The sequence below is a fragment of the Streptomyces seoulensis genome (genome assembly GCF_022846655.1).
Classification (GTDB): domain Bacteria; phylum Actinomycetota; class Actinomycetes; order Streptomycetales; family Streptomycetaceae; genus Streptomyces.
Window position 1 is genome coordinate 1,040,224 of the sequence record NZ_AP025667.1, and the last position, 15,494, is coordinate 1,055,717.

Below are 15,494 nucleotides of genomic sequence, written 5' to 3' on the forward strand. Positions count from 1 at the left end.
GCATGACCAGCACCCGACTCCACCTTCCGCACGGCTCTGCCGGAAGCGGCCCGTACGCGCTCGACATCGGGCCAGGTCAGGAGGGCTGGTCGCACACCCGCCTGCGCGTCGTGGAGCTGGAACCGGGCGGCACCCATACCTTCGACACCGGTGACGGCGAATGGATCGTGCTCCCGCTCCAGGGTGCATGTACCGTACAAATTGACGAGAACGAGTTTCATATCCGGGGCCGGGAGAACGTGTTCGCGGCAGTCTCCGACTTCGCGTACGCCCCCCGCGACAGCCGGGTCCAGATCGCCTCCGGCGCGGGAGGCCGCTTCGCCCTGGCAGGAGCGAAGTGCGAGCGACGACTCCCCGCCCGCTACGGCCCCGCGCCGGAGGTCCCCGTCGAAGAGCGCGGCAGCGGCGACTGCGCCCGCCAGGTACGCAACTTCGCCGCTGCCGACGCCTTCGAGTGCGACCAGCTCATCGCCGTGGAGGTCATCACCCCCGGCGGCAACTGGTCGTCGTACCCGCCGCACAAGCACGACGAGCACCGGCCGGGCGAGGAGTCCGAGCTGGAGGAGATCTACTACTTCGAGATCGAGGACGGCGGCTTCGGCTACCAGCGCGTCTTCCCCTCCCGCACGGGCGGTGCCGACCTGCTCGCGGAGGTCCGCACGGGTGACGCGGTGCTCGTCCCCGACGGCTGGCACGGCCCGTCGATCGCCCAGCCCGGCCACGCCATGTACTACCTGAACGTGATGGCCGGACCCGGCGCCGGCCGTGAGTGGCGGATCAGTTTCCACCCGGACCACGCAGGGGGTTATCGGTGACCACCAGGCTCACGGTCGCGCAGGCGCTCGTCCGCTTCCTCGCCGCCCAGTACACCGAACGCGACGGCGCCCGGCAGCGGCTCATCGGGGCCACCTGGGGCGTCTTCGGGCACGGCAACGTCGCCGGAATCGGCCAAGCACTCGTGGAACACCGGGACTTGATGCCGTTCCACCAGGGCCGCAACGAGCAGGCGATGGTGCACGCGGCCGTCGGCCACGCCCGCCAGTCGGGCCGCCTCTCCACCCACGCGGTCACCACCTCCATCGGCCCCGGCGCCACCAACCTGGTCACCGGCGCCGCCCTCGCCACCATCAACCACCTTCCCGTCCTGCTGCTCCCCGGCGACGTCTTCGCCGGCCGCCCCGCCGACCCCGTCCTCCAGCAGCTCGAACTCCCCTACGCGGGCGACGTGTCGGTCAACGACACCCTGCGCCCGGTCTCCCGGTACTTCGACCGGATCACCCGCCCCGAGGTGCTGATCCCGAGCGCGCTCGCCGCCATGCGGGTGCTCACCGACCCGGTGGACACCGGCGCCGTCACCCTCGCCCTCCCGCAGGACGTGCAGGCGGAGGCGTACGACTGGCCCGAGGAGTTCTTCGCCGACCGGGTCTGGACCGTACGCCGTCCGGGCGCCGACCCCACCGAACTCGCCGAAGCGGTACGGGTGATCAGGTCGGCCCGCCGTCCCCTCGTCGTCGCGGGCGGCGGGGTCCACCACAGCCGCGCCGAGGAAGCGCTCGCGGAGTTCGCCGCCGCCACCGGCATCCCGGTCGCCTCCACCCAGGCGGGCAAGGGATCGCTGGTGCATGACCACCCCCAGGACGTGGGCGGCATCGGCCACACCGGCACCGACACCGCCGACGTACTCGCCCGCGGCGCTGACCTGGTGATCGGGATCGGCACCCGGTACACCGACTTCACCACCGCCTCCGGCACCCTCTTCGCCGACCCCGGCGTGCGCTTCCTCAACCTCAACATCGCTCCCTTCGACGGCCACAAGATGGCCGGGCTCCCGCTGGTGGCCGACGCCCGCAGCGGCCTGGGCGAGCTGACCGAGGCGCTGGCGATGCACGGGTACCGGGTGCCGGACGCGTACCTCGCGAGCTACAGGGCGACCAAGGCGGACTGGGAGGCGCGCGTCGACGCCTGCTTCGCCGCCGACGACCCCGACGCGATCCCGACCCAGACCCAGGTGATCGGCGCGCTCGACGCCCTGGTGGACGCCAGCGACATCATCGTCAACGCGGCCGGCTCCCTCCCCGGCGACCTGCACAAACTCTGGCGGACCCGCGCCCGAGACCAGTACCACCTGGAGTACGGCTACTCCTGCATGGGCTACGAGATCCCGGCTGCCCTCGGCGTGAAGCTCGCCGCGCCCGAGCGGAACGTCTGGGCGCTGGTCGGCGACGGCACGTACCTGATGATGCCGACCGAGATCGTCACCGCCGTGCAGGAGGGCGTGGCGGTCAAGATGGTGCTGATCCAGAACCACGGGTACGCGTCCATCGGAGGGCTGTCGGAGTCGGTCGGCGCCGAGCGCTTCGGCACCGCCTACCGGTACACCGCCGCCGACGGCACCTTCACCGGGCCGCCGCTCCCCGTCGACCTCGCCGCCAACGCGGCCAGCCTCGGCATGCGGGTGCTGCGCGCACGGACCGTGGCCGAGCTGCGGGAAGCCCTCGCCGAGGCACGCGCCGCCGACACTCCCACTTGTGTCTACGTGGAGACCGAAACGGCCGACAGTGTGTCGGGCGCGCCTCCCGCCGCGGCCTGGTGGGATGTTCCTGTGGCCGAGACCGCGACCAGGCCGTCCGCGGTCGAGGCACGCGAGCTGTACGAACGGCACCTGCCGGCCCGCCGCCGCCATCTGTGACAAGGAGTCCGAGGACATGACGAAGATCGTCAACCACTGGATCGGCGGCAAGACCGCCGAGGGCGCGTCGGGCACGTACGGGCCGGTCACCGACCCGGCGACCGGTGAGGTCACCACCAAGGTCGCCTTCGCCGCCGTCGAGGAGGTGGACGCGGCGGTCGCCGCCGCCAAGGACGCCTTCGCCACCTGGGGACAGTCCTCGCTGGCCCAGCGCACCTCGATCCTCTTCAAGTTCCGCGCGCTGCTGGACGAGCACCGCGACGAGATCGCCGCGCTGATCACCGCCGAGCACGGCAAGGTGCACTCCGACGCGCTCGGCGAGGTCGCGCGCGGCCTGGAGATCGTCGACCTGGCCTGCGGGATCAGCGTCCAGCTCAAGGGCGAGCTGTCGACCCAGGTCGCCACCAACGTCGACGTGGCCGCGATCCGGCAGCCGCTCGGTGTGGTCGCGGGCATCACCCCGTTCAACTTCCCGGCGATGGTGCCGATGTGGATGTTCCCGCTGGCCATCGCGTGCGGCAACACCTTCGTGCTGAAGCCGTCGGAGAAGGACCCGTCGGCCGCCGTCCGGCTCGCCGAGCTGCTGGCCGAGGCCGGGCTGCCGGACGGTGTGTTCAACGTCGTGCACGGCGACAAGGTGGCCGTGGACCGGCTGCTGGAGCACCCGGACGTGAAGGCGGTGTCCTTCGTCGGCTCCACCCCGATCGCCCGCTACATCCACACCACCGCTTCCGCCAACGGCAAGCGGGTGCAGGCCCTCGGCGGTGCCAAGAACCACATGCTGGTCCTGCCCGACGCCGACCTGGACGCCGCCGCCGACGCCGCCGTGTCCGCCGCCTACGGCTCGGCGGGCGAGCGCTGCATGGCCATCTCGGCGGTGGTGGCGGTGGGTGCCGTCGGCGACGAGCTGGTGCAGAAGATCCGCGAGCGCGCCGAGAAGATCAAGATCGGCCCCGGCACGGACCCCACCGCCGAGATGGGCCCGCTGATCACCAAGGCCCACCGCGACAAGGTCGCGTCGTACGTCTCGGGCGCCGCCGCCGAGGGCGCCGAGGTCGTGCTCGACGGCACCGGATACACCGTCGAGGGCCACGAGAACGGCCACTGGATCGGCATCTCCCTGCTCGACAAGGTGCCGACCGGCGCGAAGGCGTACCAGGACGAGATCTTCGGCCCGGTGCTGTCCGTGCTCCGCGTCGACACCTACGAGGACGGTGTCGCCCTCATCAACGCCTCGCCCTTCGGCAACGGCACCGCGATCTTCACCCGCGACGGCGGCGCCGCCCGGCGCTTCCAGCTCGAGATCGAGGCGGGCATGGTCGGCGTCAACGTCCCCATCCCGGTCCCCGTCGGCTACCACTCCTTCGGTGGCTGGAAGGACTCTCTCTTCGGCGACCACCACATCTACGGCAACGACGGCACGCACTTCTACACCCGCGGCAAGGTCGTCACCACCCGCTGGCCCGACCCGGCCGACGCCCCCGCGGGCGTCGACCTGGGATTCCCGCGCAACCACTGAGCCGACGCCGTCCGGCGGCCGGACCCGCTCTTTCCGGGGCCGGCCGCCGAAAACCCTGTGGCAGTGGTGTCGGTGGTGCCGCTTATGCTGCCCCCCAAGATCACCGGGGCCAGGGGAGGGCGCGGCATGTTCGGCAGGCTGACCAGGGGTGGGAAGAGACCGGAGGCGGACCCGTACGTCCTGCCGGCCCCCCGCAGATTCGGCGTCTACCGGCTGGAGGCGCTCGGCGACACCCGGGTGCGGACCCTGCTGCGGGCGGCCGAGGCGGGGGACTGGGGAGCGGTCAAGGAGGCGCTGACCCCCTTCGGCCTCGGCCGTGACCACCAGCTCCTGGACGAACTGGCCGAGGTGGCCGGGGTGCAGGACTGGATCGGCCGGGCCGTCGAGGAGGGCGGGGAACATCGCGCGACGGCCCTGCTGATCTCCGGGGCGCGGCACGTCGTCTGGGGCTGGGAGGCGCGCACCAGGTATGAGGCCCAACACGTCTCACCGGCACAGTGGCAGGTCTTCCACGAGCGGCTGCGCATCGCCGAGGAACACCTCCTGGAGGCCGCCGAGCTGCGCCCCGAGTGGATCACCCCGTGGCGCCCCCTGCTGAAGTCCGGCCGCGGCATGTCGCTCGGCGACGACGTCAACCGGGCCCGGCGCGACGCCGCCCTGCGACGCGACCCGCTGGACCTGGAGACCCATTACGAGTGGGTGACGTTCCGGCAGCCGCGATGGCACGGAAAGCCCGGCCAGGCCCTGGCGTTCGCGCGCGAGGCGTTCCACAGCGCGCCGGAGGGCCATCGTCTCGGCTGCGTACTGGCCCTGGCGCACCTCGAGGACTGGGTGGAGTCGGACCGCGGCGACTGCCTCGACGACCGGCACATCCAGACCGAACTGCGGGACGCGGCCAAGCACAGCATCCTCCACCCGGCCTACGAGCGGCGCCTGGGCTGGCAGGAGGACTTCAACGTCTTCGCCATGGCTCTGTCGGTGTCCGGCGAGAGCATCGTCGCCCCCCGCGTCTACTACGAGCTGCGCCGGGCGTACACCCGGTGGCCGTGGCGGTACGTGAACCATCCCGAGAAGCTGTACGCCTGCTACCGGAGCCGGGCCTGAGAGCGTCGGCCCCTCTCCCCTCGCCTCCGTTCCGCGCGCACCCACGTTCAGATGTCGCCCCCCCCGACGACCACACCCCGGACTCCGTGATGACTCTGCCCGACACCTCCATGGCTCCGGCCGGCGCCGACCGCACCTTCCAGGTGGACCTGCGCGGCCTCGTCGACCTCCTCTCCCATCACCTCTACTCCAGCCCCCGCGTCTACCTGCGGGAACTCCTGCAGAACGCGGTGGACGCCCTGACCGCCCGGTACGCACATGAACCCGCCGCTTCCCAGGGCGACTTCGGCATCCGGCTGTACGCCGACGGCTCCTTCGTACGCGTCGAGGACGACGGTGTCGGTCTCACCGCGGCCGATGTGCACACCTTCCTCGCCACGATCGGCCGCAGCAGCAAGCGCGCGGACCGCATAGCCGAGCAGCGCGGCGACTTCATCGGCCAGTTCGGCATCGGTCTGCTCTCCTGCTTCCTGGTCGCGGACGAGATCCACGTGCTGAGCCGGTCCGCCCGCACCCCCGGCGCCCCCGCCGTGGAGTGGCGGGGCCGGGGCGACGGCAGCTACACCGTCCGCACCCTGCCTGCCTCCGCCCGTCCCCGCCCCGGCACCACCGTCACGCTGACCCCGCGTGCCGACGCGGCCGAGTGGACCGCCCCGGCCCAAGTGCGCTCACTGGCCCGCCACTTCGGCTCTCTGTTGCGCCACCCGGTGACCTTCGACGACGGCAGTTCCGGCCCGGCGCCCGTGAACCCCGAGCCCGCGCCCTGGACCCGTACCCACCCCACGCCCGGGGCCCGGTCCCGGGCGCTGGCCGCGTACGGCGAGGAGATCCTCGGGTTCACCCCGCTGGACACCATCGAGCTGGACCTGCCGGCCGTCGGACTGAGGGGCATCGCGTGCGTCCTGCCGGACACGGTTCCCGCCGGGCGCCGTCACGGCCACCGCGTACACGTCAAGGGCATGCTGCTGTCCGAGCAGGCCGAGGAGATCCTGCCCGAGTGGGCGTTCTTCGTCCGCTGCGTGGTCGACGCCGAGAGCCTGCGCCCGACGGCGTCCCGCGAGGCGCTGTACGAGGACGACACCCTCGCCGCCGTCCGTGACGCCCTCGCCGAGCGGCTGCGCGCATGGCTCGCGAAGACCGCCGCCAGCGACCCCGACCTGCTCGGCCGCTTCCTCCAGGTCCACCACCTGGCGGTGAAGTCGCTCGCGGTGCACGACGACGAGATCCTGCGGATGCTGCTGCCCTGGCTGCCGTTCGAGACCACCGACGGGCACGCCACCCTGGACGAATTCGCGCGCGCCCACCGCAGCGTGCTCGTCACCTCCAGCGTGGAGGAGTTCCGGCAGGTCGCCGCGATCGCCTCGGCCGCCGGGCTCGGCGTTGTCAACGGCGGCTACACCTACGACCGCGAACTGGTTCACCGGCTGCCCGAGATCAGGACCGAGGTCACGGTGGCCGACCTCGATCCGGCCACGCTCACCGCCCACCTGGACACCGTCGAACGTGAGACGGAGCTGGCCGCCGCGGCCTTCCTCGCCCTGGCCCGCGACGCCCTCGCCGTCTTCGACTGCGACGTGGCGCTGCGCACCTTCCAGCCCGCCTCCGCCCCCGCCCTATTGGTGGACAGCCGGGAGGCACGGCACGAGCGCACCCGCTCCCAACTCGCCCGAGAGCAGGAGGGCGGCCTGTGGGGCGACATCCTCGGCCACCTGCGCCAGGAGGCCCCGCGCGCCCAGCTCATCCTCAACCAGCTCAACCCGCTGGTCCGCACCGCCGTCACCATCGACGAACCCGAACTCGCCCGCACCAGCGCCGAAGCCCTCTACGGGCAGGCGGCGATGCTGTCCCGGCGGCCGCTCAGGCCGGCCGAGTCGAGCCTGATCAACCGCTCCTTCCTCGACCTTCTCGCCCACGCCCTGCGCAAGGACAGCTGACGATGCCGACCGCACCCCGGACCACCGACGAGCTGTACCAGGCTCTCCGCGAGAACGACGGGCGCCCCTACGGCCGCACCCGCACCGTCGCCGCCGAAGAACTGGCCGAGGCTGCCGAGCAGTTCGGCGACCCCAAGCTGCTCGCCGTAACCCTCATGGACCTCCAGGAGGCGTACGCCTACGGCGCGGAGCCCCGGAAGTCGCCCGTCGTCTTCGCCCGCATCCTCGCCCTCTTCGACGAGCAGCCCGACGTCTTCGACGCCTCACTGCGCCACTCGCTGTTCTGGCGGTTCAAGTGGGTGGGGAACGCCCTGCGCGCGATCCCCGAGGTCCCGCTGACCGCCCTGCGCCAGTGGCTGACCGAGATGCGGGAGCGGTACGAGAAGGCCGACCTCGGCCTCCAGCCCTATTACGGGCAGTCCTTCCAGTTCGCCGCCCACACCGGTGAGGGCACCGACCTCGCCTACGAACTCTGGGCGAGCCGCACCCGCACCCCGCTCAGCGACTGCGAGGCGTGCGAGATCTGCGAGCGGGCCCGCCACCACCTCGCGGCGGACGACGATGAGCGGGCGCTGGACATCTGGGAGCCCGTCCTGGCCGGCAAGGAGTCCTGCCAGGAGGAACCGGCCCGCTCCGTCTCGTACGCGCTGCTGCCCCTGGTGCGCACCGGCCGCGCCGACCGGGCCCGCGAGCTGCACCTCTCCGGGTACCGCGCCTGCCGCCGCAACCCCTCGATGTCCGGCGAGGTCGGCCGGCACCTGGAGTTCTGCGCACTCACCGGCAACGAGGCGCGCGGCCTGGAACTCCTCGCCGAGAACCGGAACCTGTTCGAGGAGGTGCACTCCCCGCTGGACCAGTACGACTTCCTCACCGGCGTCGAAGTCCTCCTCCGACGCGTCGAGGCCATCGGCCACGGCGGGCTGCCCGCCGCGGGACCACCCGGCCGCGCCTGGACGGTCACCGCCCTGCGCGCCGAGGTGCGCGACCGCGCCGACGACCTCGCCGCCCGCTTCGACGCCCGTAACGGCACCACCGCCCACACCGACCGCCGCCGCGCCCGCCTCGACCGCGCCCCGCTCCTGGAGAAGCTCGAACTCACCCTGCGCACCCGCACCCTCGACGACGTGGCCCCGGCCGCGCCCGTCGCCGTACCCGCGGCGGACCTCGCCGAGTCGCTGCCCGCGCTCATCCTGCGGGCGCGGGAGCTGGAGCGGGAGGGGCACCCGGACGACGCGGCCCACTGGGCGCGGCTGCGCGCCCTCGTCGCCGCCCCCGGCTACGCCCATCCCGACGACCCCGCCGTGGGCCCGCTCGCCCGGCTTCGCGCCGACCTGCTGACCGACGAGGCGGAGCAGGCGGGCGAGAAGAACCGGTTCGAGGCCGCCGCGGCCCTCCAGGAGGAGGCCGCCGCCCTGTACGACGAGGCCGGGGAACCGGCTGCCGCGGCGGTCGCCCGTGCCCGCGTCCTGCTCGCCCGGGCCCAGCTCACCCCGGAGGGCGCCGTCGAAGGGACCGAGGCGAGGACCACCGCGCTGACCGCCGCCCACGCGGCGATCGTCCGCCTGCAGGAGGAGACACCCGGCCTGGCGCCATACCAGGAGGCCCGGATGCTGCGTCTGCGGGTGACCGCGCTCGCCCTGCGGTTGCAGGCGTCGCGGAACGAGGAGCACGGTGCGCCGGTCCTCGCCGAGGTGGATCTGCTGCACGCGTTCGCCACCCGGCACGACCTCGCCGGCCAGATCTCCGGCGCCCTGATGATGCGGGCTAGCACCCACGCCCTCTCCGGGGACCTGCCCGGCGCGGTCACCGAACTCGACGCCCTCGTCGACCGGCTCAGGGCGCACGGGCCCGACTGGCACCTGCCCCGCACCCTCGGGCTCCACGGCCGTGTCCACCTCGGACTCCGGGACGCCCGGGCGGCCCACGAGAGCCTGACCGAGGCTCTGCGCCTGGCCGCCGAACAGCCCGCCCGTCACTCCGGCACCGCCCGTCTCCACGCCGATCTGGCGCAGGCGTACCTGGGCCTCGGCGAGCCGGACGAGGCACTGCGGCACATGACCCGCTCGGCCGAGCTGGATCTCCGCGACGGCAACCGCGTGGACGCGTTCTGCGCCTACACCGACGTGGCCCACCTCAGCCTGGACCTCGGCCGCGAGGAGGACTGCATCGCCCTGTTCGACTCCCTCCTCGCCGAACCGGACGTCGTCCGCGGGGAGGTGGACGACCGGCTGGTGGCGCAGCTCCGCCTGGCCCGCGCTCGCGCGTTCCACGCGGCGGACGACCTGGGGGCCGCCATGGCGGAGTTCGCCGCGCTCGCCGCCGAGTCGGCGGCCTGGGACGACGACCCGGGCAGTCACGCCATGATCGCCGCCGAGACGGCCGTACTCCTCGCCGAGTCGGGCGAATTCCCCCGGGCCCGCGAGGCCGTGGACCAGGCGCTCGCCGCTCACTCCCGTGCCCCGCGCTACGACCGGCTCAGCGGTGCTCTGCGCGAACTCGCCCGCCTCCAGGCCGAGCGGCAGGGCCCCGAAGGACTGGCCGACGCCCTCGCCCTGCTCGCCGACGCGGGCCGGATCGCCGACGAGGCCCGCGCCGCAGGTCATCAGGCCCGAGGCCGCTCCCTGGACACCGCCCTGGCCTATGAGTACGGCCGGGTCAACGCCTATGCCCGCCAGTACGAGGACGCGGTGACCGCCCTGGAGAAGGCCCTCGCCCTGCTCGGAGAGCCGGGGCCCGAGTCGGGGAGCGCCGCCGAGTGGGCCGAGTGCGTCCGGTTCGCGGCCGCCGTGGAGGGTCTCCACCAGGAGCGCCGCCACGACGCCCGCGCCCGCCTCACCGCGGCGATCACCCTCCTGACCGCCGCCGGACACACCGAGGAGACCGGGGAATTGGCGAAGCTGGAGGACCGGCTGGCCAGGCGCACGTAACAGGGAACCACCACCCGACCGGGCCCGAGGACAGCTCCCCGCCGTCCTCGGGCCCGGCTTTTTTCGGCCACGGGCCTGCGGTTCCCGTACGGCCGACAACGGCGCGGGCGCTTGCGAGATGATGCTGTTTCGGTCGCCAACAGGTCGCCAGAGCTGCGGATTTCGTAGGTGAACAGCCATTGACGTGATGGTTTTCGTCGGTGTTCCATGCAGCGCCGGGAGCGAGACGTACGACACACAGCGAGCCGCCGGAGGCGATACCGCTCCCGCCCGAGTCCTCACCGCACGAGTCGATCGGACCGCCGCATGACCGACACGCTCCGTCCCGCCGAGCCCGCCACCGCCGCAGAGACCGGCGACGGGAGGCAGAAGCTCAAGCGTTCCATCGGCGTCGTCGGCGGCACCCTGCTGACCCTCTCCTGCGTGACGCCGGCCTCCACCCTCTTCGTGGTCGTCCCCGACCTCTTCGGCACCCTCGGCACCGCGACCGCCCTCACCATCGCCATCGGCTCCCTGCTCTGTATCGCCGTGGCCTTCTGCTACGCCGAGCTGGGCACCCTCATCCCGAGCGCGGGCGGCGAGTACGCCATGGTCTCCACCCTCGCCGGACGCCTCGCGGGCTGGCTGGTCTTCGTGCTGTCACTGCTGGTCGTCGTGATCGTGCCGCCCGTCATCGCCATGGGCACCGCCGACTACCTCGCCCCCCTCGTCCACCTGGACCCCGCGCTCACCGGCGCCGCCGTCATGCTGCTCGCCACCCTCGCCGGACTGCTCGACCTGCGCGCCAACGCCTGGATCACCGGCGTCTTCCTGGTCCTGGAGGTGATCGCGGCGGCCGTCGTCGCCGTGCTCGGCTTCTCCCACGCCCACCGGGGCCCCGGCAGTCTGGTCTCCATGGAGGTGGCCGGAGCCCACGGCACCGACCCTGTCACCGCCGCGCTGATCGTCTCCGGCCTCGCCATCGCCCTCTTCGTCACCCAGGGCTTCTCGACCGCCGTCTACCTCTCCGAGGAACTGGAGCACCCCCGCCGCGACGTGGCCCGTACCGTGCTCGCCACCCTCGCCATCTCCACCGTGATCATCCTGGTGCCGGTCGCCGCCATCACCCTGGGCGCCACCGACCTGGCCGAGCTGACCGGCGGCGACCTCAGTGCCATGGTCACCGCCTGGTCCGACACGGCCGTCGGCACCTTCGTCAGCCTCTGCGTCGCCCTCGCCATCGTCAACGCGGGCATCGTGATGGTCATCCAGAACTCCCGCGTCCTGTTCGCCTCCGCCCGCGACAAGGCATGGCCCGCCCCGGTCAACGGCCTGCTGTCCCGGCTCGGCCGCTTCGGCTCGCCCTGGGTCGCCACCCTCGTCGTCGGCGTCCCCGGCGCGCTGCTCTGCTTCGTCGACCTGGACACCCTCTACGGCGTCACCGGGGTCTCCGTCACCGCCATGTACCTGCTCGTCGCCATCGCCGCCCTGCTGGGCCGCCGCGACACCCACCGGCACACCGCCGCCTGGCGGATGCCGCTGTGGCCGGCCGTGCCCGTCCTGCTCATCGCCGTCCTCGGCTACGTCCTCGTCCAGCAGGACCCCGCCTACCTGCTGTGGACCGGCGGCATCACCGCCGTCGCCACCCTCTACTGGGCCCTGTACCTGCGGCCCCGCCGCGACACCCACTGGCTGGTCTCGCTCCCCGAGGACACCCGGGCCTGACCCGACTGCCGCTACCGCGCCCGCAGTACACCCGACCGGGCCCGTACTCCCGAAGGAGGGGCGGGGGTTCAGCCCGGCGGCACCGCCCGGCGGCCGGTGCGGCCCGTACCGTTGGGTCATGGATCTCCGAGTGCCCCGGCCGCTGACAAGGCCCCGGCGGGCGGCCGCCGCGCTGGGGGCCGCCGTGCTGCTGGCCCTCACCGGCGTCTGGCCGGCGGCCGCCGCCGACACCCCCCGCGCCCACCGCGGCGACCGGGTCCTGACCATGGCCGACGGCACCCGGGTGGACACCTCCTACTTCACCTCCGGGGGCGGCGGACGCCGGCCCGCCGTGCTGCTCGCCCACGGCTTCGGCGGCAGCAAGGACGACCTGCGCGCCCAGGCGGAGGACCTCGCCGGTCACGGATACGCCGTACTCACCTTCTCGGCACGGGGGTTCGGGCACTCGGGCGGCAAGATCGGGCTCAACGACCCGGCGCACGAGGTCACCGACGTCTCCCGGCTCATCGACTGGCTGGCCACCCGGCCCGAGGTCCGCCTCGACAAGCCCGGCGACCCGCGCGTGGGCATCGCGGGCGGCTCGTACGGCGGGGCGATCTCCCTGCTGGCGGCCGGACACGACCCGCGCGTGGACGCCATCGCGCCCGCCGTCACCTACTGGGACCTCTCCGACGCCCTGTTCCCGAACGGCGTGTTCAAGAAGCTGTGGACCGGCGTCTTCTTCAACTCCGGCGGCGGCTGCGCCCAGTTCGAGCCCGCGCTGTGCCGGATGTACCAGCGCGTCGCCCAGTCCGGCGTCCCCGACGCCGACGCCCGCGCCCTCCTCCAGCGGCGCTCACCCTCCGCCGTGGCCGACCGGATCAAGGTCCCCACCCTGCTCTTCCAGGGCCAGACCGACTCCCTGTTCACCCTCGCCCAGTCCGACGCCGCCGAGCGCGCGATCAGGGCCAACGGCGCCCCCGTCGAGGTCGACTGGATCGCGGGCGGCCACGACGGGGGAGACCTGGAGACCGACCGGGTCCAGGGGCGGATGCGGAACTGGTTCGACCACTACCTCAAGGGCGAGACGGCGACCGGCACCGGGCCCGCCTTCCGGATCACCCGCACCGGAGGCGTCGACTCCACCGACGGCAGCACCCGCAGCCGGGGCGCCACCGCCGAGACCTACCCCGGCCTGCGCGGCGACCCGCGCACGATCCCCCTCGGCGGCCGCGAGCAGCGCGTCACCAACCCGGCCGGCGCCAGCCCGCCCTCCGTCTCCGCCCTGCCCGGCCTCGGCGGCCTCGGCGGACTCGCCCAGCTCTCCGCCCTCGGCACCGGCGTCTCCCTCGACTTCCCCGGCCAGTACGCCAAGTTCGACGCGAGGCCCCAGCGCACCGCCCTCCGCGTCACCGGCTCCCCGACCGCCCGCGTCCACGTCAAGGCGACCACCGACGACGCGGTCCTCTTCGCCAAGCTCTACGACGTCGGCCCCAGCGGCAGCCAGGTGCTCCCCGGCCAGCTCGTCACCCCGCTGCGGATCACCGGTGCCAGGTCCGGCAAGGACGTCACGGTCACCCTCCCGCCCATCGACCACGAGGTGCAGCAGGGTCACCGGCTCCGCCTGGTCCTGGCCTCCACCGACCTCGGCTACGCCTCCCCGACCACCCCGGCGACCTACACGGTCTCCCTCAAGGGCCCGTTGAGCGTGCCCACGGCACCCGCCGTCACCACCGCGGCCACCCCGCTGCCCGCCTGGGTGTGGTGGCTGCCCCTCGCGGGCGCCGCCGCGGCCCTGGCCCTCCTCCTCACCGCCCGCCGCCGCACCACCGCCCCGGCCCCCGATCCCGAGCTGGCCGAAGTGCCGCTCGTCATCACCGACTTGAGCAAGCGCTACGCCCGCTCGGCCGACCGGTACGCCGTCCGCGACCTCTCCTTCCGCGTGGAGAAGGGCCAGGTGCTCGGCCTGCTCGGCCCCAACGGCGCGGGCAAGACCACCACCCTGCGCATGCTGATGGGCCTGATCCGCCCCGACGGCGGCGAGATCCGCGTCTTCGGCCACGCCATCCGCCCCGGCGCACCCGTCCTCTCCCGCGTCGGCGCCTTCGTGGAGGGCGCCGGCTTCCTGCCCCACCTCACCGGCCGGGAGAACCTGGAGCTGTACTGGCGGGCCACCGGCCGCCCGCCCGAGGACGCCCACCTGGACGAGGCCCTGAAGATCGCCGGACTCGGCGACGCCCTGGCCCGCGCGGTACGCACCTACTCCCAGGGCATGCGCCAACGCCTGGCCATCGCCCAGGCCATGCTGGGCCTGCCCGACCTGCTGATCCTGGACGAGCCCACCAACGGCCTCGACCCGCCCCAGATCCGCGAGATGCGCGAGGTGCTGATCCGCTACGCGGCCGCCGGACGCACGGTCATCGTCTCCAGCCACCTCCTGGCCGAGGTCGAGCAGTCCTGCACCCACCTGGTCGTCATGGACCGGGGCCGGCTGGTCGAGGCGGGCCCGGTCCGGGACATCGTCGGCTCCGGCGACACCCTGCTCGTCGGCACCGGCACCCCCGTCGCCGAGCCGGTGGTGGAGAAGGTGGCCGCGCTGCCCGGCGTCGCCTCCGCCGTACGCGCCGAGGACGGGCTGCTGATCCGTCTCGGACCCGGCGGCAGCGCGGGCGAACTGGTCGTGGACCTGGTCCGGCTGGAGGTGCCCGTGGTCTCGGTCGGTCCGCACCGGCGTCTGGAGGACGCCTTCCTCACCCTGATCGGAGGCTCCGCGTGAGCACGCTCACCGAGAGCGCGGAGACGGCTCCCGGCTACCGCGCCTCCCGCACCCTGCCCGTACGCGTGGAACTCGTCCGCCAGCTCGGGCGGCGCCGCACCCTCGTCATGGGCGCGATCCTGGCCGCGCTGCCGCTGGTCCTGCTGGCCGCGTTCGCGGTCGGCGGGGACCCGGCCGGACGGGGGCGCCGGATCAGCCTGATGGACACGGCCACCGCGTCCGGCGCCAACTTCGCCGCCGTCAGCCTGTTCGTCTCGGCGGGCTTCCTGCTGGTGATCCCGGTCGCCCTGTTCTGCGGGGACACCGTCGCCTCCGAGGCCGGCTGGTCCTCGCTGCGCTATCTGCTGGCGGCGCCGGTGCCGAGGGCCCGGCTGCTGTGGTCCAAGCTGGTCGTTGCGCTGGGGATGAGCCTGGCCGCGATGATCCTGCTGCCCGTGGTGGCGCTGGCGGTGGGGACGGCCGCGTACGGCTGGGGTCCGCTGCTCGTCCCGACCGGCGGGGCGGTGGAGGCGGGGACGGCGGTGGGACGGCTGGCCGTGGTGGTGCTGTACCTCTTCGTCTCGCAACTGGTCACCGCGGGGCTCGCGTTCTGGCTCTCCACCCGTACGGACGCCCCGCTCGGCGCGGTGGGCGGGGCGGTCGGGCTGACCATCGTCGGCAACGTCCTGGACGCGGTGACGGCCCTCGGCCACTGGCGGGACTTCCTCCCCGCGCACTGGCAGTTCGCCTGGGCGGACCTCCTCCAGCCGCACGCGGAGTGGGCCGGCATGGCCCAGGGCGCCTCGGTCTCGGTCACCTACGCCCTGGTCCTGTTCGCCCTGGCCTTCCGCGCCTTCACCCGCAAGGACATCGTGTCCTAGCG

General features: G+C 73.3%; 9 protein-coding genes. All 9 read left to right on the forward strand.

What is annotated here, in order from left to right; all coding sequences use genetic code 11:
- Window positions 1–2: 2 nt before the first annotated feature.
- The 9 genes from iolB to HEK131_RS04860 all read left to right on the forward strand — a co-directional run bounded on the left by iolB (window position 3) and on the right by HEK131_RS04860 (window position 15,492).
- Window positions 3–815, forward strand: coding sequence for a 5-deoxy-glucuronate isomerase (gene iolB, locus HEK131_RS04820; RefSeq protein WP_244333790.1), 813 nt, complete (start codon window positions 3–5; stop codon window positions 813–815).
- Window positions 812–2,689: a 3D-(3,5/4)-trihydroxycyclohexane-1,2-dione acylhydrolase (decyclizing) gene (gene iolD, locus HEK131_RS04825; protein ID WP_244333791.1), complete on the forward strand. Its 1,878-nt coding sequence runs from the start codon at window positions 812–814 to the stop codon at window positions 2,687–2,689. The genes iolB and iolD overlap by 4 nt, the downstream gene beginning before the upstream one ends.
- Before the next feature lie 16 nt (window positions 2,690–2,705).
- Window positions 2,706–4,208 carry a CoA-acylating methylmalonate-semialdehyde dehydrogenase gene (gene mmsA / locus HEK131_RS04830; protein ID WP_217465609.1) on the forward strand — a complete coding sequence of 501 codons (1,503 nt, stop codon included), beginning with the start codon at window positions 2,706–2,708 and terminating at the stop codon, window positions 4,206–4,208.
- Between the two features lie 126 nt (window positions 4,209–4,334).
- A complete protein-coding gene (locus HEK131_RS04835) occupies window positions 4,335–5,312 on the forward strand; it encodes a hypothetical protein (RefSeq protein ID WP_244333792.1) in 978 nt (325 codons plus the stop codon).
- 89 nt (window positions 5,313–5,401) lie between these two features.
- Window positions 5,402–7,246 (forward strand): HSP90 family protein, encoded by a 1,845-nt coding sequence (locus tag HEK131_RS04840; RefSeq protein WP_244333793.1) that lies wholly within the window; start codon window positions 5,402–5,404, stop codon window positions 7,244–7,246.
- A 2-nt stretch (window positions 7,247–7,248) separates the two neighbouring features.
- Window positions 7,249–10,173 (forward strand): hypothetical protein, encoded by a 2,925-nt coding sequence (locus tag HEK131_RS04845; protein WP_244333794.1) that lies wholly within the window; start codon window positions 7,249–7,251, stop codon window positions 10,171–10,173.
- Between the two features lie 306 nt (window positions 10,174–10,479).
- A complete protein-coding gene (locus HEK131_RS04850; RefSeq protein ID WP_244333795.1) occupies window positions 10,480–11,877 on the forward strand; it encodes an APC family permease in 1,398 nt (465 codons plus the stop codon).
- Between the two features lie 118 nt (window positions 11,878–11,995).
- On the forward strand, window positions 11,996–14,632 hold the full coding sequence (locus HEK131_RS04855) for an alpha/beta fold hydrolase (RefSeq protein WP_244333796.1): 2,637 nt from the start codon (window positions 11,996–11,998) through the stop codon (window positions 14,630–14,632).
- Window positions 14,629–15,492 (forward strand): ABC transporter permease, encoded by an 864-nt coding sequence (locus HEK131_RS04860; RefSeq protein ID WP_244333797.1) that lies wholly within the window; start codon window positions 14,629–14,631, stop codon window positions 15,490–15,492. The genes HEK131_RS04855 and HEK131_RS04860 overlap by 4 nt, the downstream gene beginning before the upstream one ends.
- Window positions 15,493–15,494: the final 2 nt, after the last annotated feature.

Coding starts and splice junctions, on each gene's coding strand:
- mmsA (WP_217465609.1), top strand. CDS start 2,706: ATGACGAAGATCGTCAACCACTGGATCGGCGGCAAGACCGCCGAGGGC.
- HEK131_RS04845 (WP_244333794.1), top strand. CDS start 7,249: ATGCCGACCGCACCCCGGACCACCGACGAGCTGTACCAGGCTCTCCGC.
- HEK131_RS04850 (WP_244333795.1), top strand. CDS start 10,480: ATGACCGACACGCTCCGTCCCGCCGAGCCCGCCACCGCCGCAGAGACC.
- HEK131_RS04855 (WP_244333796.1), top strand. CDS start 11,996: ATGGATCTCCGAGTGCCCCGGCCGCTGACAAGGCCCCGGCGGGCGGCC.
- HEK131_RS04840 (WP_244333793.1), top strand. CDS start 5,402: ATGACTCTGCCCGACACCTCCATGGCTCCGGCCGGCGCCGACCGCACC.
- HEK131_RS04835 (WP_244333792.1), top strand. CDS start 4,335: ATGTTCGGCAGGCTGACCAGGGGTGGGAAGAGACCGGAGGCGGACCCG.
- iolB (WP_244333790.1), top strand. CDS start 3: ATGACCAGCACCCGACTCCACCTTCCGCACGGCTCTGCCGGAAGCGGC.